We start from the raw sequence: 19448 nt of genomic DNA on the forward strand, positions 1-19448 counted from the left end.
CGAACAGGATCGTGAAACGCCTTAGCGCCGATGATAGTGTGGCATTCGCCATGTGAAAGTAGGACACCGCCAGACGCCCCATACGATAACGCCAAGTCTGTGACTTGGCGTTTCGCTTCAAAAGAAGCGAATCCAGAATTACGCGACAGCGTTTACGTTTTTTCTGGCGACCATAGCGAGATGGCTCCACGCCTTCCCATTCCGAACAGGATCGTGAAACATCTTAGCGCCGATGATAGTGTGGCATTCGCCATGTGAAAGTAGGACATCGCCAGATCCCATCTAGAAAACCCCGGACAATCGTCCGGGGTTTTTGCATTCTTGCGCCCAGATTCATCTGTTTCTTGATCGTGGCTCAAGCGGGAGAGGGTATGGACGCGTATGGCATCAGCCAGTTTCCTGGGGTTTGCCAGATAGCGGGTCCCTTGCCGGAAAGCACTTCATCAATCATGTCGATGACGGCTCGAACACGTGAGGTCTTATAGAGATCGGGCGGTACAACAAGCCATATCGGATAGGTTTTGTCTTGCTCGGGCCAGATCTGTCTCATGTCCCCGCCCCACGCGGCGACAAAGTCCGGAAGTTCGGCAATCCCGATGCCTGATGCGCAAGCCGATAGCATGCTCCATAAACTACTGAAGCGGGCTGCGACGGTGCCTTGGCCTATGGGTTCTCCGGATAGTTTTTCCATCTCTGTCCAGCCGGTATTGACCAGTGGCAGTAATAGTTCATGTCCAATGAATTGAGTGCCGCGCAGCGGGGTTCCGCGGCGATCCAGGTAAACCTGGCTGGCATACAAGTGTACGGATAGATCCGCTAGCTTGCGGACGATCAAGTCGGGATTGTTGGGTTTGACGGTGCGGATGGCAATGTCGGCCTCGCGCCTTGTGAGGCTGATGAGTTCCTGCCCGGATACCAAGTTGCATTCAATCCGTGGGTGTCTGGAACGCAGATGCGTCATCGCAGGGATGACCAATGCCTGAGCAAGCGTATCCGTGGTGGCGATGCGTACGCGTCCGCAAGCGAGATTGTCCTGGCCTTGGGACTTGCTTTCCAACTTGAGTGCCGCCTGCTCCACTTGCATTGCTTCTGCAAGAATTTTTTCAGCCAGCGGCGTCGGGGTATAGCCTGAGGAGCCTCTTAGAAACAACCGGGATCCCAGGCTGCTTTCCATGGCGGCGAGCCTTCTGCCAACGGTGGCCTGGTCCACCGCCAGTAATCTGGCGGCTGCGCTTAAGGTGCCGTTGCGGTAGATGGCCAGGAAAAATCGAACATCATTCCAATTCATCATTGAACCTTATGCAAGCTATGCAAATTTGCATGTTACTTATGCAGAGCTGAGGCTTTCTTTGAAAATCCATTTTGAATATTATTCCTCCTCGAACGATTATATATGCAATCGGACTGTTTGGATTGATTTATCAAGACTAGGAATGGATGAAATGTCGAATTTGCTGATTGTGGGCAGCTGGGAGCTGCAGTCCTATTTCAAACGCGATGACGATGGGAGGCTTGAGTACCCCATGGGAGAGCATCCTAGCGGTTTGATCATGTACTCGCAGGATGGTCATATGTCTGTGCAGATCATGGTGGCAAACCGGCCACGCTTTCAATCGGATCAGCTGCATGAAAAGACTGAGTATGAAATCGGGCAGGCGGCGCGAGGATATTTTGCCTATTCGGGTTTATACGAGATCGAGGTTCTGGACGAAGCGGAGGCTGGTGATGACAAAGTGGTCCGCGGCTTGATCACCCATCATATGGTCAACAGCCTATTCCCGAACTGGGAAGGACGCTCGTTGATCCGGCAAATGCGCCTTCAAGATGATTTGCTCGAATTAAGCACATGCCAAGCCGGCATGTACAAGGGACGCATGATGACAACCCATCTGGTATGGCGGCGCAATCAGTATAAGCATGCTTTGCATCAGCTTGCAGGCCAGTCATTTGAATTGATCAATGCCTGATGGTGAGAGTCGAATCATGAAAAAAACCTTGAATCATCCCTTCCTGATGATGCTATTGATTGTGGCGTTGGCTCCTATCGGCCAAATGGCAATCGATATCTATGTGACTGCATTGCCGGAGATGCGGAACGCTTTTCAGGTGAGCCAGCAAAGCATACAACTGAGCGTGACGGCGTATTTGGTCAGTTTCGCATGCGGGCAGCTGTTCTACGGACCGATTGCCGATGCCTACGGGCGCAAGACAGCTCTGCTGGCCGGGCTCGGCTTGTACATGATTGGCAGTCTGATTATTTTGCAGACGCATGCGTTTCCATTGTTTCTTGCTGCCCGAGTGATACAGGGACTTGGCATCGCCTCCGCCTCGGTTGTGATGAAAGCGATTGCGCCGGATAATTTTTCTGGTCAGAAGCTGGCGCATGTGATGACCTATATGGTCATCGGCTGGGGGATGGGGCCGATTGTCGCCCCCGTGATTGGAGCGCAGTTGCAGAAGCATTTCGGCTGGGAGTCCTGCCTGTATTTTCTGTTTGCGTATGGCGTATTGCTCTGTGGTTTGACCATGTTTGGTTACAAAGAGTCATTGAAAGCGCCGGTGCCTCTGCGGCCGAGAGTGATGTTGAAAAATATTGGCGCCATTTTCCGCAGCAAGGAATTTCATCTGAACTTCCTGACCATGGGATTGTGCTATGGCGTGCTGCTGACATTTAATTTGTGCGCGCCCTTTATGGTGCAGGATGTATTGCATCAGTCCCCGGTATTCTTTGGAAATATTGCGCTGGCCATGGGGCTGACTTATTTTGCCGGGGTTTTCAGCAATCGGATCATCGCGGGGCGCATACGCGCTGCCGTACTGTGCAAGACGGCTTCCATCATCAATCTGGCTTGCGCCGCCGTGATGCTTTTCCTCGCCAATTGCTATGGCCTGACTTTGTCGGCTCTAATTGTGCCGCCATTGATCATCACTTTTTTTGCCGGCGTGATTTTTCCGAATCTGATGGCGCGCAGCGTGGCGCTGTTTCCGCAAATTGCCGGCCTCGCCAGTTCGCTGCTGGGATTCTCGTTCACCATCTGCGCAGGGGTGATTATGTATGTTTCCAGCTTATTGCGCGTGGATGTGCTGACTCCGCTGGCCACCTTGTATGTCGTCGTGACGGCGCTCAGCCTGGTGATGATTTTTCATCTGTACGCCACCCGTACTCAGGAAACTGCGCAAGCCGTACCGGAAGTGCACTGATCGTTTGCCGCGGCGCAATGGCGCGCCGCGGACTTTTATCAGAAAACAATCATGACCATACTCATTACTGGCGCAAGCTCCGGAATTGGCGCTGCTTGCGCCCGCAAGTTCGCAGAGGAAGGGCACTCGCTGGTATTGCTGGCGCGCCGGCAGGAGCGTTTGCAAGCCTTGAAGAAGTTTTTGAATGTGCCCGTTCATCTGATTTGCCAGGATGTGGCGGATGCGGCGATGCTGAGTCGCGAGCTGTCCAACTTGCCTGAACGGTTTCAGGGTATCGATGTTCTGATCAATTGCGCCGGCGTGACACTGGGCGATAGCGCGCCGCATCTGAGCGATCTCGATCAATGGCAACGGATGGTGGACACCAATATCAGCGGGCTCATTGCATGCACGCGCCTCGTGTTGCCAGGCATGGTGCAGCGTAATCGCGGCCTGATCATCAATATCGGTTCGACGGCAGGCAGTTATCCGCGTCCGGGCAATGCGATTTACTGCGCCAGCAAAGCATTTTCCAAACAATTTTCTCTGGCGCTGCGCGCGGACCTGGCAGGCAGTGCTATCCGGGTGACGTCGATTGAGCCGGGAACGGTGAAGGATACCGAACTGGCGCTTGGAAGACTGGAAGGGGATGTGGAGGCCTTGAGGCGACAACAGATGCCTTATGATTACCTGCTGCCGCGAGACGTGGCGGAGACCGCCTGGTGGATCAGCCGTCTGCCGGGGCGGGTCAACATCAACAGGATCGATATGATGGCGACTTGCCAGACGTTTTCCCACCTTCGCAATAACAAAACATTGTGCTCTTCTCCCTTGCCCACCGGGCAGGATTTATCTGACCTGGAAATGATGTTCGCCTGATTTTCAGCCGTCCTCAGAAGCCCATCCCCTTATCTGTTGCCAGCGTCCATTCCGCCAGTTCCAGCATGGCATTGATGACAACGCTTGGCGGCAGATAGTCCTCGACAGGGCGGCGCGCGTCCGCGCAAGTTTTGCAGATTTTGACCATGGTGCTCTTGCCCAGAATTTCCGCCAGTCTTTCACCCAGGGAAGGATTGGCTCGCTGCTTTGCTGCCGCATGGCTGCGGTCTCGGCGTTCGACCATCGCAACCGTTTGACGCAAGCTGCAGCGGGCAGCTTGCTGGGACCCAACGACGGGCGCCGTGTCGAAAGCGTGTGCTCGCTGCCGTAGGGGCTGGACCTTGTGACAATCAGAACATTTCACATGTGATTGTCCTGATTGTGGAAGGATTTGATCCCAGTTGGCTGGCTGCGGCAATGAATCCGGAAGGCGCGGATTGCATGGGGTTTTTGCTGTGTCTATCTTGCTAGAGTGAGTGCTTGCAAGCTAAAGAATATTTTATATTGTCCAACAACTTTTATTGCAGTTGTATACAATAGTCCGATTGCCTGGAGCCTGGGGAGCGCTTGGCGGAGAGGTCTTTCGAGGAGCCGCTCAGCACTCGTTAACAGCCCCTGGTCCGGGACAGCAAAAACAATATCGGAGAAACCCATGCAGTTTGAATCTTTTGCTCATCAGCAGTCTGCCCTGCGCGATGCAATCACCGCCGCTTACCGGCGCGACGAGCGCGAGTGTGTGCAAGCCTTGCTTGCGCAGGCGGCGATGAGTCCTGAGCAGGTCGCTTCGGTGCAGCAGTTGGCGCGCCGCCTGGTGACGGAAGTGCGTCGCGAGCGCACCCGTGCCAGCGGCGTGGACGCGCTGATGCACGAGTTTTCGCTGGACAGCAGCGAAGGCATCGCCCTGATGTGTCTGGCGGAGGCGCTGCTGCGCATCCCCGATCGCGAGACGGCAGACAAGCTGATCCGCGACAAGATTTCCCGCGGCGACTGGAAAGCCCACTTGGGCAACAGCGCGTCGCTGTTCGTCAATGCCGCCGCCTGGGGCTTGTTGGTGACCGGCAAGCTGGTTTCCTCGCACAGCGCTTCCGGCTTGTCGGCCGCGATGACCCGGCTGATCGCCAAGGGCGGCGAGCCGCTGATCCGCAAGGGCGTGGACATGGCCATGCGCATGCTGGGCAAGCAGTTCGTCACCGGTGAAACCATTGAAGAAGCGCTGGCCAACGGCCGCGAACGCGAAGCGCGCGGCTACCGTTTCAGCTACGACATGCTGGGCGAAGCGGCGATGACCGAGGCCGACGCGCAGCGCTATCTGAATGACTATGTCACCGCCATCCACGCGATTGGCAAGGAGTCGAACGGCCGCGGCATTTACGATGGCCCGGGCATCTCGGTGAAGCTGTCCGCCATCCACCCGCGCTACAGCCGCCTGAAGCATGAGCGGATGATGACGGAGCTGCTCCCGCGCCTGAAGGCGCTGTTCCTGCTGGCCAAGCAGTACAACATCGGCCTCAATATTGACGCCGAAGAAGCCGACCGTCTGGAAATTTCGATGGACTTGGTGGAGGCGCTGGCCAACGATCCGGATCTGAAGGGCTTCGAGGGCATCGGCATCGTGGTGCAGGCTTACCAGAAGCGCTGTCCCTTCGTCATCGATTTTCTGATCGATCTGGCGCGCCGCACCGGCCACCGCTTCATGGTGCGGCTGGTGAAGGGCGCTTACTGGGATGCCGAGGTCAAGCGCGCCCAGGTGGACGGCCTGCCGGGCTATCCGGTGTATACCCGCAAGGTGTATACCGACGTGTCCTACCTCGTCTGCGCCAAGAAGCTGCTGGCCGCCCAGGACGCCATCTACCCACAATTCGCCACCCACAACGCTTACAGCTTGTCGGCGATCTACAACCTGGCGGCGGGCAAGGATTATGAATTCCAGTGTCTGCACGGCATGGGCGAGACGCTGTATGACCAGGTCGTCGGCGCCGACAAACTGGGCAAGGCTTGCCGCATCTACGCGCCGGTGGGCTCGCACGAGACCTTGCTGGCTTATCTGGTGCGCCGCCTGCTGGAAAATGGCGCCAACTCGTCCTTCGTCAACCGCATCGTCGACGAGAGCGTATCCATTGATGAGCTGGTGACCGACCCGGTGGCCGAGGCCGCCGCTTTCGCCGGCCAGCCGCACAGCAAGATTCCGCTGCCGCTGGACCTGTATGGCCATGGCCGCCGCAATTCCAAGGGGCTGGACCTGTCCAGCGAGCATGTGCTGAACACCTTGCAACTGGGGCTGCAGGCCGCCGAGCAGCAACGCTGGGCCGCCTTCCCCATGCTGGGCGACGGCGATGTCACCGACGGCGAGCTGCTGGCCGTGCGCAACCCCGCCGACCACAGCGACGTGGTGGGCAAAGTGCTGGAGGCCAGCGCAGACGATGTCGAGCGCGCGCTGCAGCAGTCCGCGGATTTTGCCGCCAGCTGGGCGGCTACGCCGGTAGCCGAGCGCGCCGCCTGCCTGAACCGCATGGCGGACTTGATGGAAGCGAATATGCCGGCGCTGATGGCGCTGGCCGTGCGCGAGGCCGGCAAGACCTTGAACAACGCCATCGCCGAAGTGCGCGAGGCGGTAGACTTCTGCCGTTATTACGCGGCGCAGATTGTCGCCGAGTTTGACAACGCCACGCACCCGCCGCTGGGTCCGGTAGTGTGCATCAGCCCGTGGAATTTCCCGCTGGCCATTTTCATCGGCGAAGTGGCGGCGTCTTTGGCCGCCGGCAATACCGTGCTGGCCAAGCCGGCTGAGCAGACCAGCCTGATCGCCGCCTACGCCGTGCGTTTGCTGCACGAGGCCGGCGTGCCGCGCGCGGCCCTGCAGTTCCTGCCGGGCCGCGGCGAAGTGGTGGGCGCGGCGCTGACCGGCGACGCGCGCATCCATGGCGTGATCTTCACCGGCTCCACCGAGGTGGCGCAGATCATCAACCGCACGCTGGCCAAGCGCAGCGACGATACCGTGCTGGTGGCGGAAACCGGCGGCATGAACGCGATGATCGTCGATAGCTCGGCCTTGCCGGAGCAGGTGGTGGCCGATGTGCTGAGCTCGGCTTTCGATTCCGCCGGCCAGCGCTGCTCGGCGCTGCGCGTGCTGTATCTGCAGAACGACATCGCCGACAAAGTGATCAAGATGATCAAGGGCGCGATGGACGAGCTGACCGTAGGCAACCCGGCCAAGCTGACCACCGATGTCGGTCCGGTGATCGACGCCGAAGCGCAGGCTGGCTTGCTGGCCCACATCGACCGCATGAAACAGTCCGCGCGCGCGGTGCATCAGACCAAGCTGACGGCGGACTGCGAGCGAGGAACCTATGTGGCGCCGACGCTGTTCGAGATCGACAACCTGGCGGAGCTGAAGCGCGAGGTGTTCGGCCCGGTGCTGCATGTGCTGCGTTTCGCCGCTTCCGATCTGGACAAGGTGGTGGCCGAAATCAACGCCACCGGCTATGGCCTGACCCATGGCATCCACAGCCGTATCGACGAAACCATCGCTGACATCTGCGGCAAGATCAAGGTGGGCAACATCTACGTCAACCGCAACATCGTCGGCGCAGTGGTGGGCGTGCAGCCGTTCGGCGGCGAAGGCAAGTCCGGCACCGGCCCCAAGGCCGGCGGCCCGTACTATCTGTATCGCCTGACGCGCGCCGCGTGGCAGCCCAAATTGAATGCTCAGGCTGAGGCGGCGGATCTGTCCGCGCTGGAGGCTTTGGCCGCCGCCGCCAAGGGGCAAGGCTTGGCGCTGGACGGCGCGATTGCCGCCGCGCGCCGCGAGAGTCCGCTGACGCGCTCTGTGGCCTTGCCCGGCCCGACCGGCGAGAACAATACGCTGGCGTTTGCCGGCCGCGGCCGGGTTGGCTGCGTGGCGGATGACGTCCAGGCCTTGGCCGAACAACTGGCCGCCACGTTTGCCGCAGGCAACCGCGCGGTGCTGCCGGACAACGAGGCCGGGCGCAAGCTCGCGAGCGCCCTGAATGGCTATGCTGAAGTGGCTGCCGATGTGCTGGCCGCCGATGTGTCCGCCGTGTTGTTTGCCGGCAGCGGCATGGAAGCGGCCCGCCGCAAGCTGGCCGCGTGCGACGGGGCCCTGGTGCCGCTGATCCTGCGCGGCGAGGGTGGCTACAATATCCACCGGCTAGTGGTCGAGCGCGCGTTGAGCGTCAACACCACGGCGGCCGGCGGCAATGCCAGCCTGATGAGCATGACTGAATAAGAACTTGCCAGGCTCTGGCCGCGTTGGAATAATGCGGCCAGAGTTTTTACTTTATAAAGAGCAAGTACGGATCCGGCTTAGGCCGGTTATATCGACGCAAGCAGTAGAAGCAAGAGAAGAGGAACGAGAGAGATGCAAGTATCCAAGCTGTCTACCCTGACGTTGGCGGTTGCCGCCGCTGTTGCGCTGTCCGCCTGCGGCAAGAAGGAAGAGGCCGCGCCTGCCGGCACCGCCTCCGCGCCCGCCGCCGCCAGCGCCGGCAACGTGATCAAGATCGGTTTCGCCGCGCCGCTCACCGGCCCGCAATCGCACTATGGCGAGGAATACAAGAACGGCGTGACCCTGGCCATCGAAGACGCCAACGCCGAGAAGCCGACCATTGCCGGCAAGCCGGTGACGTTTGAACTCGACGCGCAGGACGATCAGGCCGATCCGAAAACCGCCACCCAGCTGGCGCAGAAGTTCGTCGATGACAAGGTGGCCGGCATCGTCGGCCACTTCAACTCCGGCACTTCCATCCCGGCCTCCAAGATTTACTCCGACGCCGGCATCCCGATGATCGCGATGGCCACCTCGCCGGTGTTTACCTCGCAAGGCTTCAAGAATACCTTCCGCTCCATGACGTCCGACACCCAACAGGGCGGCGTGATGGGCAAGTTCGCGGTGGAGAAGCTGCACGCCAAGAAGATCGTCATCGTCGACGACCGTACCGCCTACGGTCAGGGCCTGGCCGACGAATTCGAGAAGTCTGCGCGCGCCGCCGGCGGCGACGTGGTGAAGCGTGAGTTCACCAATGACAAGGCCACCGACTTCACCGCCATCCTGACCTCCATCAAGGGCGCGAATCCGGACGTGGTGTTCTACGGCGGCGCCGACGCCCAGTCCGCGCCCATGGTCAAGCAAATGAAGCGCCTGGGCCTGAAGGCGCCGCTGATTTCCGGCGAAATGACCAAGACCCCGACCTTCCTGCAACTGGCAGGCAAGGAAGCCGACGGCACCATCGCCTCGCTGGCAGGTTTGCCGCTGGAGCAGATGCCGGGCGGCAAGGACTACGAGGCCCGTTACAAGGCGCGCTTCAAGGCCGATGTGGCGACTTACTCGCCGTATGGCTACGACGCGGCGCGCACGCTGATCCAAGCGATGGAGCAGGCTAATTCCGCCGATCCCAAAGTCTACTTGCCGGTGCTGGCCAAGATCACCCACCAGGGCGTGACTTCCAGCAACTGGACTTATGACGAGAAGGGCGATCTGAAAGACGGCGGCATCACCGTGTACAAGGTCGAAAACGGCCAATGGAAAGTGATGGAAACCGTCGGCGGCGGCGCGGCAGCCAAGGATGCCTCGGCGGCCAAGTAAGCAGGTTTGAGGGTAAAGAAAACGGCGCGAAATTCGCGCCGTTTTTCATGCGCGCCAGAAATGACAATGTTATATTGATTCTGCCGATAAGGTCAGGAGGCGGGAAATGAATCGAAATTTGCTGATCGCTGGCGGTTTGAGCCTGCTGGCCAGTTTGCTGCATGTGGCTATCATCTTTGGCGGGCCGGCCCGGTACGCCTGGGCCGCGGAGCGCGGAGAATGGTGGCCGGCGCTGGCGGCACTGGGCATCGCCGCCATCCTGGCGATCTGGGCGCTGTATGCGTTCTCCGCTGCGGGCTGCTTGCGGCGGCTGCCTTTGCTCAAGCCGGTCTTGCTCATCATCACCGCCATTTACCTATTGCGCGGCTTGGCCTTGCTTCCCATTTGGCTCTGGCGGCCTGAAGCCGTCAATGCTTTCGCTGTTTGGAGCTCGTTGATATGTCTTGGCTACGGCCTGTTTCATGCACTGGGGCTGAGCCAGCGCTGTCGGCAGCTGGCCTGATCCGCGCCGCCGCGTTACCATCCCGGCAGTCATTGCTGGAATTCGAGGTGTGGTTTTGGAGCAGTCAGACAAGGCGGTGCCGTCCCCCTGCATAGGCGTCTGCCGCTTGGACGAGAGCGGGCAGGTTTGCGCAGGCTGCCATCGCACGCTGGACGAGATCGCCGCTTGGTCCGGTTATCGCGCGGAACAAAAGGAACAGGTGTGGCGGAGGCTGCTGGCTTTGCCGCTGCCGGTGCAGCGCAAGACTTGCGCGCGTTGCGGCAGCGGTTTTACTTGCGGCGCGGGCGGGGAGCAAGGCGGCTGCTGGTGCGCGGACCTGCCGCGCGACTTGTCGCCCTTGGCGGCCGATAGCGATTGCCTGTGCCCGGCGTGCCTGCAGAAACAGCTGGCGCAGGGGGCGCCGCGATAAAACCGCTGCTTCACGCGTGCTGGCTTTGGGGCTTTGCCTCTCGCTTGGGCGAGATCCGGCCTGGGGCGTCCTGATCAGGCGTCAGGCCAGCGCTCATCGTAGACCAGATCAGCCAGATTCTGCCGGCTGGCCCAGTTTTCCTGCTCCAGCATAGGCCGCTCGTAAAACGCTTCGACGTGGCCGATGCACAGTATCGCCACCGGCCGCGCGCCTGGCGGGATGGAAAGCAGAGCGGCCAGTTTGGCGGGATCGAATATCGACACCCAGCCTAGCCCCAAGCCCTCGGCCCGCGCCGCCAGCCACATGTTCTGGATGGCGCAGGCCACCGAGGCCAAGTCCATTTCCGGCAGGGTGCGGCGGCCAAAGACATGCCGCTCGCGGCCGTCCATCAGCGCGGCCACCAGCACCTCGCCGCAATCGAGCAGGCCCTCCACCTTCAGCTTCATGAACGCGTCCTCGCGCTCGCCCAGCGCGCGGGCGGTCTGTATCCGCTCCTCTTCCACCAGCGCGTGCATCCGGCGGCGCAATTCGGCGCTGCGGATGCGGATGAAGTGCCACGGCTGCATGAAGCCTACGCTGGGCGCGAAATGGGCCGCGGCGAGCAGCCGCTGCATGATGTCGGGATCGACCGGGTCCGGTTTGAAGTGACGCATGTCGCGGCGCTCGCGGATGGCGCGGTAGACGGCGTCGATGTCGGCTTGCGGGTAACGGTTCATGGTTGGGCAACCTTGCTGTGAGGGCTGTGCAATATCGCGGGAACAGCCGCGGGGTTTACCTGCGATCCCCGCGCGCCAGTTGAACAAAGGCGCTGAGGTAGTCGATGTCGGCGTCCGTTTCGCGGATGCCCAGGAAAATCTGCTTGGCGATGCCATGCTCCCCCAGTTTGACGGCGGCGATGTCCAGCTTGGCGGCGTACTCGTCCACCAGCCAGCGCGGCAGGGCCGCCACGCCGCGGCCGCTGGCCACCATCTGCAGCATGATGTCGGTGGTTTCTATCGGCTTGTGCCGTTTGGGCTGGATGCCGGCCGGCATCAGGAACTGGGTATAGACGTCCAGCCGGTCGATGCTCACAGGGTAGGTGATCAGCGTTTCCTCCACCAGCTGTTCCGCTTGCGCATGAGGCGCATGGCGCAAGGGATGTCCCGGCCCCACCACCAGCACTTGCTCGTAATCGAATACCGGCTCGAAGCGCAGCCCCGGTTTGTAGAGCGGGTCCGGGGTGACCAGCATGTCTATTTCGTAGCCGAACAGCGCGCCGATGCCGCCGAACTGGAATTTCTGCTTTACGTCCACATCGACCATGGGCCAGGCCGCCAGATAGGGCGAGACGATTTTCAGCAGCCACTGGTAGCAGGGGTGGCATTCCATGCCGATGCGCAGGGCGCCGCTTTCGCCGCGGGCGAATTGCCTGATGCGCTCTTCGGCGTGGTTCAGCTGCGGCAGCAGCCGGTTGGCTACCGCCAGCAGATATTCCCCGGCCTGGGTTGGCTGCAGGCTGCGCCCTTCGCGGCGCCAGATCGCCACGCCCAATTGGTCTTCGAGTTTGCGCATGGTGTGGCTCAGGGCGGACTGGGTCAGGTGCAGCTGTTCCGCCGCCGCGGTCAGCGAGCCGTGCTGGTCTACTGCGCGGATGATCGCCAGATGGATGCGTTCAAGCGTGGCCATGCGGTTATTCCATGAATGGTTTTCATTGATTGATGAAACAATACCATTTTTCTTCATGCATTGGCCGCTCTACGATGTTTCTACTTTTGGTTATTAAGAAAAGGAGAAATCGTGGCATTTACGCATAACCTGGGATTCCCCCGCATCGGCGCCAAGCGCGAACTGAAGTTCGCCCTTGAATCATATTGGAAAGGCCAGAGCACTCGCGACGAGTTGAATTCGGTCGGCGCCGAGCTGCGCCGTCGCCACTGGCAGGAGCAGTCGGCGCTGGATTGGGCGCCGGTCGGCGATTTCTCCTTTTACGACCAGGTGCTCGACATGAGCTTCGCGCTGGGCAATCTGCCCGAGCGCGTGCGCGATTTCCATGGCGACGCGCTGGACAACTACTTCCGCGTGGCGCGCGGCCGCTCGGCCCAGTCGGCGGAAGAGCATGCCCATTGCTGCGGCGGCGTGGCGGCCGGCGAGATGACCAAGTGGTTCGATACCAACTATCACTACATCGTCCCGGAATTCAGCGCGGCGACGACCTTCCAACTGGATGCCTCGCGCCTGCTGGCGCAGTTGGCCGAGGCCCAGGCGCAGGGCGTCCGGGCCAAGCCGGTGATCATCGGCCCGGTCACCTATCTGGCCTTGGGCAAGGCCAAGGACGGCTCCGACAAGCTGGCGCTGCTCTCGCGCCTGCTGCCGGTGTATGCCGAGCTGCTGGACGCCTTGGCGGCAGAGGGCGTGGAGTGGGTGCAGATAGACGAGCCGATTCTGGCGACCGAGCTGGACGCCGGCTGGCAGCAGGCGTTCGCCACGGCTTATCAGGCGCTGGGCACGGGCAAGCCCAAGCTGCTGTTGGCGAGTTATTTCGGCCAGTTGCAGGATAATCTGCCGCTGCTCGCCGCGCTGCCGGTGCACGGCGCGCATCTTGATGCCGTCCATGCCCGCCATGAAGTGGAGGCATTGGCCGCGCAATGGCCGGCCGACCGCGTGCTGTCCGTCGGCGTAATCAATGGCCGCAATATCTGGAAAACCGATCTGAACGCGGCGCTGGATTGGCTGGAGCCGCTGGCGCACACGCTGGGCGATCGCTTGTGGCTGGCTCCATCGTGCTCCTTGCTGCATGTGCCGGTGGATTTGCATAGCGAGCAGAAGCTGGATGCCGAGATTCAATCCTGGCTGGCCTTCGCCAAGCAAAAGCTGGAAGAGCTGCGCGTGCTGGCCACGGCGTTGAACCAGGGCCGCGCGGCGGTGGCCGAGGCGCTGGCGGCCAACCGCGCCGCCATCGATGCCCGCCGCCAGTCGCCGCGCGTCAACAATCCGGCGGTGAAGGCCGCCGTCGCCAAGATAGACGCGCAGCTGGGCCGCCGCCGCAGCGGCTACGCGCAACGCGCCGCCAGACAGGCCGCGCGATTGCAGCTGCCGGCCTTCCCCACCACCACCATAGGCTCTTTCCCGCAGACCGCGGCCATCCGCCAGGCGCGCAGCCAGTTCAAGGCCGGCGAAATCGACGAGGCGGCCTACACCGCGGCGATGCGCGCCGAGATCCAACACAGCGTGCGCGAACAGGAGGCGCTGGGTCTGGATGTGCTGGTGCATGGCGAGGCCGAGCGCAACGACATGGTGGAATACTTTGGCGAGCAACTGGACGGCTACGCTTTCAGCCAGTTCGGCTGGGTGCAGTCCTATGGCTCGCGCTGCGTGAAACCGCCGATTCTGTACGGCGACATCAGCCGCCCCAAGGCCATGACCGTGCAATGGATCCGCTATGCGCAGTCGCTGACGCAAAAGCCGATGAAGGGCATGCTGACCGGCCCGGTGACCATCTTGAACTGGTCCTTCGTGCGCGACGACCAGCCGCGCGCGGTCTCGTGCTACCAGCTGGCGCTGGCCATCCGCGAAGAAGTTTTGGACCTGGAAAAGGCCGGCGTGCGGGTGATCCAGATCGACGAGGCGGCCCTGCGCGAGGGCTTGCCGCTGCGCAAGGCGCAATGGCAAGAGTATCTGGCATGGGCGGTGGAGTCGTTCCGCATCGCCGCCAATGGCGTGGGCGATGAAACGCAGATCCACACCCATATGTGCTACTCGGAGTTCAACGACATCATCGCCTCGATCGCCGACATGGACGCCGACGTGATCACCATCGAGACCTCGCGTTCCGACATGGAGCTGCTCGACGCCTTCGACGATTTCAACTATCCCAATGAGATCGGCCCCGGCGTCTACGACATCCACTCGCCGAACATCCCCAGCGAGGCGCATATCGTCCAGCTGATGCAAAAAGCGGCAGAGCGCATACCGGCTGAACGTTTGTGGGTGAATCCGGATTGCGGCCTGAAGACGCGACAGTGGAGCGAGGTGATTCCGGCCTTGCGCAATATGGTTGCCGCGGCGAAGCAGCTGCGCGCCGAGCTGGCTTAAGCGCAGAAGCTGCGCGGCCCCGGTTGCGGCCCACGCTGGCCGTGACCGGGGCACTCCATGGCCTTGCTTTCCCGGCGGCTGAGTCGTTGCCGCTCCCGGTATAATGGCGACCTTGATTCCGCGCAAGAGAGGCCGCATGAGCGCCAAAACCATCATGATCCAGGGCGCGACGTCCGATGCCGGCAAGAGCGCGCTGGCCACCGGCTTGTGCCGGCTGTTGGCGCGTCGCGGCGTCAAGGTGGCGCCGTTCAAGCCGCAGAACATGGCGCTGAACAGCGCGGTGACGGTGGATGGCGGCGAGATCGGCCGCTCGCAGGCGGTGCAGGCGCAGGCTTGCGGCCTGGAGCCGCACACCGACATGAACCCGGTGCTGCTCAAACCGGCCAGCCGCGATGGCGCACAGGTCATCATCCAGGGCCGCGCCATCGGCAATATGCAGGCGCGCGGCTATCACGATTACAAGCCCATCGCCATGCGGGCGGTGCTGGCATCGCACGCGCGGCTGGCGGCGCAGTACCAGTGCATTGTGGCCGAGGGGGCCGGCAGCCCGGCGGAGATCAATCTGCGCGACGGCGACATCGCCAATATGGGTTTCGCCGAGGCGGTGGACTGCCCGGTGATCCTGGTGGCCGACATCGAGCGCGGCGGGGTATTCGCCCATTTGGCCGGCACCTTGGCGTTGCTGTCGGAATCCGAGCGCGCCCGCGTCGTCGGGCTGGTGATCAACCGCTTCCGCGGCGATCCGGCGCTGCTGCAAAGCGGCGTGGACTGGCTGCAAGCCTATACCGGCAAGCCGGTGCTGGGCGTGCTGCCCTATCTGCACGATCTGCATCTGGAAGCCGAAGACAGCTTGTCTTGCGGCGCGCCGGCTGCGGCCAGGAGCGGCGGCAAGCTGACGGTGGCGGTGCCGGCTTTGCCCTTTGCCAGCAACCATACCGATTTCGACCCCCTGCGCCTGCATCCGCAGGTGGATTTTCGACTGGTGCGCGCGGGTCAAGCCATGCCGCCGGCCGACCTGATCATCCTGCCCGGCAGCAAAAGCGTGTTGGCGGACCTGGCCTGGCTGCACCAGCAGGGCTGGGAAGAGGCGATCCGCCGTCACTTGCGCTATGGCGGCAAGCTGATCGGTATTTGCGGCGGCCTGCAGATGCTGGGACGCAAGCTGCATGACCCGGACGGGCTGGAGGGCACGCCGGGCAGCGGCGATGGCCTGGGCTGGCTGGACCTGGAAACCACGCTGGCGCCGGAGAAGCGCCTGACGCGGAGGCGAGGCCGTTTGGCGCTGGACGATGCGGAAGCGGCTGGTTACGAAATCCACATGGGCGTCAGCGAGGGACCGGCCTTGGCCAGACCTGCATTGCGTTTTGCCGATGGCGGGTGCGACGGCGCGCGCTCGGAAGACGACCAGATTCTGGCCACCTATCTGCATGGCCTGTTCGATGAGTCGGCTGCCAGCCTGGCCGTCCTGCAATGGGCCGGCTTGGTCGAACCAGCGGCCCTGGACTATCCGGCATTGCGCGAGGCCAATATCGACAAGCTGGCGGACATGCTGGAAGCGCATCTGGATTTGGGCCCGATCCGTCACTGCTTACCCGAGCCGCGCTAACAGCGCCTAGAGACAGGCGACCTATTGTTCGGCCGCGATCGCCCCTAGCAGCGTCTCCGCCCACTCCGGTCGGCAGATCAGCAGGTCCGGCATGCTCGGTTCGGCCTGGTTGTAGCGGCAGGGGCTGCCGTCTATGCGCGAGGCGTGCAGGCCGGCGGCCAGCGCCACGCCGACCGGCGCGCAGGTATCCCATTCGTTCATGCCGCCGCTGTGCAGGTAGGCATGCGCCTCGCCGCGCAGCACCGCCATCGCCTTGGCGCCGGCCGATCCCATCGGCACCAGCTCGGCGTCCAGCCTGGCGGCTACCCGCGCCGCCAGTTCCGGCGGCCTGCTGCGGCTGACCAGTATTTTCAGTTTGCCGGACGGCGCGGGGGCCAGTTCCGGTGGCGCTGCGGTGCTGTACAGCAGATGCAATGCCGGCAGCGCCACGGCGCAGGCGGTGGGCACGCCGCCCTCGGTCAACGCGACATGCACCGCCCAGTCATCGCGGCCGCGTTCGCAGTATTCGCGGGTGCCGTCCAGCGGGTCGATGATCCAGACGCGGTGTTTCGACAGGCGGGAGGGATCGGGGGCGGATTCTTCCGACAGAAAACCGTCTTCGGGCCGGGCGGCTTGCAGCAGGTCCAGGATCAGCTCGTTGGCGTTTGCGTCCGCCAGCGCGCCCAGCTGCTGCGGATTGTTCACGCTGCCGTGTCGCAGATGGTTCAGCAGTTCCGCCGCGTGGGCGGCGGTGATGGCTGTCAGCCTGTGGTCGTCTGGCATGGCGCTGGCCTGGCAATAGAGATGGGAAAAGTGTGCCATTGCCTAGGCGAGGCTGGCAATGGATGGCTTGGTGTCAGAAATATTCGACGCCGGCCTGCGGACTGAAACTCGCCCGCTGCAGGATGAAGGCTTCCGCCTCCGCGGCGGGCACCGGCTTGCACAGCAGGTAGCCCTGTACCACATCGACCTGGATGCTGGATAAGAAAGTCAGCTGCTCCTTGGTTTCCACGCCTTCCGCCACTACCCGCAAATCCATGCGATGGGCAAGGTAGGCGATGGTGTCGCACAAGGCGGTGTCTTTTTCGTCGCTGGCGATATTGCGGATGAACGATTGGTCTATCTTCAGCGTGTCCACCGGGAAACGGGTGAGATAGGACAGCGAGGAGTGGCCGGTGCCGAAATCGTCTATCGAGCTGTGAACGCCCATGGCGCGGAACTGTTGCATCATGCGGATGGATTGCTGCGGCGACAGCATGGTGCAAGATTCGGTGATTTCCAGCTCCAGCGATGCCGGCGCGATGCCGGTTTCCTTCAGCACGCCGGCCACGAACTCCGGCAGCTCCTGGTCGGTGAATTGCGCCACGCTGAGGTTGACCGCCATCTTGATGTCCAGGCCGCAGCGTTTGTCGTGCCAGCGCCTGAGCTGCTGGCAGGCTTCGCGCAGCACCCAGCGCCCCAGCGGCAGGATCAGGCCGGATTGTTCGGCGATGGGAATGAACTGGCCTGGCGAAATCATGCCCTTCTTCGGATGCTGCCAGCGCACCAGCGCCTCCACGCCCACCACCTGGCCGCTGGCCAGTTCGATCTGCGGCTGGTAATGCAGCACCAGTTGGCCTTTTTCAATGGCGTGGCGCAGCTCCTTCTCCAGCTCGATGCGCTCGCGCATCTGCTTACCCATTTCCGCTTGATACAGTTCGATGTGCCGCGTGCCGCGCTGCTTGGCCTGGTATAGCGCCATGTCGGCGTCGCGCAGCAGCTCCTGGCCGTTGCAGCCGTGCGGCGCTCCAAGGCTGACGCCGATGTTGGCGGCAATGCTCAGCATCATCTCATCCACGGCGAACGGCGCGGTGATGGTGTCCAGCACTTGGCTGGCCAGCGCCTGCGCGGTCTTGGCATTGGCGATGCCGGTTTGCAGCAGTACGAACTCAATGCCGCCCAGCCGGCCGGCATGGCCGGTGCTGCCCGCCAGTTGGCGCAGCCGGTCGGCCACGCAGCTGAGCAGCAGGTCGCCGATGCGGTTGCCGTAGACGTCATTGATGTATTTGAAGTCGCCCAGGTCGATCAGCAGCAGCGCGAACGGCGGCCTTTCCTCATCGCTTAGAGCGCACAGCGCGTGCAGTTGCTCCAGCAGGCCGCTATGGTTGTACAGGCCGGTCAGGTTGTCGAAGTAAGCCAGCCGGTTGATTTTTTCCTGGGAGGCCATGCGCGAGGAAATGTCGATGTAGCTGACGCGCAGCAGATGGCCGGTTTCGCTGGGCAGCTTGCTCAGCCTGACCTCGCACGGCACCGTTTCCCCGTCCGGCCGCTGTATGACGCGCTCGAATACCTGCACCTCGCCTTGCATGGCGCGGGCGGCATGCATGCGTACGGTCTCCATGGCCGGCAGGCCATCGGGCTGCTCCGCGGAGTACAGGTCGCCCGGCGTCAGGCCTATCAGCGTTTGCAAGGGCCGGCCGGTCAGCCGCTCGGCCTGGCGGTTGGCGTCGACAAAACGGCCCGTATCCTTGTCGAACACCATGATGGCCTCCGGCGCCTGTTCGATCAGCGCGCGGAAACGTTGCTCGCTCAGCCGTAGCGATTCGGTTTTTTCCTCCACCAGCTTGCTCAGCCGCTGTTTCAGGCGGGACAGGTCCAGGTGGGTGTTGACGCGGGCCAGCAGCTCGCTGCGTTCGAACGGCTTGGCGATGAAGTCCACCGCGCCGGCGGCGAAGCCTTCCACCCGGATATCGGCGTCGGCGATGGAGCTGAGGAATATCACCGGAATGTCGCGGGTGCGGGGGTTGAGTTTCAGGTCGCGGCAAACGGCGACACCATCCATGTCCGGCAGGCTGTAATCCAGCAGGATCAGGTCCGGTGGATGCTTTTGCGCCAAGTCCAGCGCCTCGGCGCCGCTTTGCGCCGAGCTGACTTGGAAGCCCTGAGTGGACAGCAGGGCCAGCAGCATCATCAGTGTGGTCATGGTGTCGTCCACCACCAGAATGTCGCCAGGTCCCGGCATCAGGCTCCTCACTAGGCCATTTCCGCTTGATCCAGTCTAGTCTCTTTTCGTGGCATGGTTATATGGATGATTGTCTAAACTGCAACATTAAGGCCTGTTCGCCTTGACTTCGGCATGAAGGCCGGCTGCATGGCGCTTTTCGTGCAAGCGTCCTGCGACAAAGCGATGCGCGGTGTTGAAATCATGGTGAACAGGTGTGCGTGCAAGTTTATCCATACC

At 62.0% G+C, this 19448-nt stretch carries 15 protein-coding genes and 1 rRNA gene; 10 read left to right on the forward strand and 6 right to left on the reverse strand.

The features are described 5' to 3' along the window. Nucleotides 1–162: 162 nt before the first annotated feature. Nucleotides 163–277 (forward strand): 5S ribosomal RNA (gene rrf / locus C2134_RS06945). A gap of 78 nt (nt 278–355) precedes the next feature. Here the strand turns inward: rrf and C2134_RS06950 are convergent. Next, the gene (locus tag C2134_RS06950) at nt 356–1291 is read right to left on the reverse strand and encodes a LysR family transcriptional regulator (RefSeq protein WP_103318693.1); all 936 of its coding nucleotides are present in this window, start codon (nt 1289–1291) and stop codon (nt 356–358) included. A gap of 151 nt (nt 1292–1442) precedes the next feature. Here C2134_RS06950 and C2134_RS06955 point away from each other — a divergent pair, with 151 nt between their 5' ends. The 3 genes from C2134_RS06955 to C2134_RS06965 are packed head-to-tail and all read left to right on the forward strand — an operon-like array spanning nt 1443 to nt 4059. After that, complete coding sequence (locus tag C2134_RS06955) at nt 1443–1967, forward strand: lipocalin-like domain-containing protein (protein ID WP_158248710.1); 525 nt, start codon at nt 1443–1445, stop codon at nt 1965–1967. A 16-nt stretch (nt 1968–1983) separates the two neighbouring features. Next, a complete protein-coding gene (locus C2134_RS06960; protein ID WP_158248711.1) occupies nt 1984–3201 on the forward strand; it encodes a multidrug effflux MFS transporter in 1218 nt (405 codons plus the stop codon). Nucleotides 3202–3252: 51 nt separating this feature from the next. Further along, a complete protein-coding gene (locus C2134_RS06965; RefSeq protein WP_103318697.1) occupies nt 3253–4059 on the forward strand; it encodes an SDR family NAD(P)-dependent oxidoreductase in 807 nt (268 codons plus the stop codon). Between the two features lie 13 nt (nt 4060–4072). Here the strand turns inward: C2134_RS06965 and C2134_RS06970 are convergent, their stop codons facing one another. After that, nucleotides 4073–4303 (reverse strand): hypothetical protein, encoded by a 231-nt coding sequence (locus C2134_RS06970; RefSeq protein WP_103318698.1) that lies wholly within the window; start codon nt 4301–4303, stop codon nt 4073–4075. Nucleotides 4304–4711: 408 nt separating this feature from the next. Here C2134_RS06970 and putA point away from each other — a divergent pair, with 408 nt between their 5' ends. From putA to C2134_RS06990, 4 genes are all read left to right on the forward strand, one after another. Then, nucleotides 4712–8305 (forward strand): trifunctional transcriptional regulator/proline dehydrogenase/L-glutamate gamma-semialdehyde dehydrogenase, encoded by a 3594-nt coding sequence (gene putA / locus C2134_RS06975; RefSeq protein ID WP_103318700.1) that lies wholly within the window; start codon nt 4712–4714, stop codon nt 8303–8305. Between the two features lie 132 nt (nt 8306–8437). Next, complete coding sequence (locus tag C2134_RS06980; protein WP_103318702.1) at nt 8438–9661, forward strand: branched-chain amino acid ABC transporter substrate-binding protein; 1224 nt, start codon at nt 8438–8440, stop codon at nt 9659–9661. Between the two features lie 106 nt (nt 9662–9767). Next, complete coding sequence (locus C2134_RS06985) at nt 9768–10163, forward strand: hypothetical protein (RefSeq protein ID WP_103318703.1); 396 nt, start codon at nt 9768–9770, stop codon at nt 10161–10163. A gap of 49 nt (nt 10164–10212) precedes the next feature. Beyond that, on the forward strand, nt 10213–10572 hold the full coding sequence (locus C2134_RS06990; protein ID WP_233196379.1) for a cysteine-rich CWC family protein: 360 nt from the start codon (nt 10213–10215) through the stop codon (nt 10570–10572). 74 nt (nt 10573–10646) lie between these two features. On the opposite strand, the gene bluB is transcribed toward C2134_RS06990, so the two are convergent. Both bluB and C2134_RS07000 read right to left on the reverse strand, forming a co-directional pair. After that, nucleotides 10647–11288, reverse strand: coding sequence for a 5,6-dimethylbenzimidazole synthase (gene bluB / locus C2134_RS06995; protein WP_103318705.1), 642 nt, complete (start codon nt 11286–11288; stop codon nt 10647–10649). 55 nt (nt 11289–11343) lie between these two features. Next, complete coding sequence (locus tag C2134_RS07000; protein ID WP_043629020.1) at nt 11344–12237, reverse strand: LysR family transcriptional regulator; 894 nt, start codon at nt 12235–12237, stop codon at nt 11344–11346. Between the two features lie 111 nt (nt 12238–12348). Between C2134_RS07000 and metE the strand changes: the two genes are divergently transcribed. Then, on the forward strand, nt 12349–14643 hold the full coding sequence (gene metE, locus C2134_RS07005) for a 5-methyltetrahydropteroyltriglutamate--homocysteine S-methyltransferase (protein WP_103318707.1): 2295 nt from the start codon (nt 12349–12351) through the stop codon (nt 14641–14643). Between the two features lie 136 nt (nt 14644–14779). Then, a complete protein-coding gene (locus C2134_RS07010; protein ID WP_103318709.1) occupies nt 14780–16249 on the forward strand; it encodes a cobyric acid synthase in 1470 nt (489 codons plus the stop codon). Between the two features lie 21 nt (nt 16250–16270). On the opposite strand, the gene C2134_RS07015 is transcribed toward C2134_RS07010, so the two are convergent. Next, nucleotides 16271–17011 (reverse strand): 3'(2'),5'-bisphosphate nucleotidase CysQ, encoded by a 741-nt coding sequence (locus C2134_RS07015; RefSeq protein WP_103318711.1) that lies wholly within the window; start codon nt 17009–17011, stop codon nt 16271–16273. Between the two features lie 73 nt (nt 17012–17084). Further along, nucleotides 17085–19229, reverse strand: a complete 2145-nt coding sequence (locus C2134_RS07020) for an EAL domain-containing response regulator (RefSeq protein ID WP_103318713.1) — start codon at nt 19227–19229, stop codon at nt 17085–17087. Nucleotides 19230–19448: the final 219 nt, after the last annotated feature.

The organism is Chromobacterium sinusclupearum, assembly GCF_002902845.1.
GTDB classification, from domain to species: Bacteria; Pseudomonadota; Gammaproteobacteria; order Burkholderiales; family Chromobacteriaceae; genus Chromobacterium; species Chromobacterium sinusclupearum.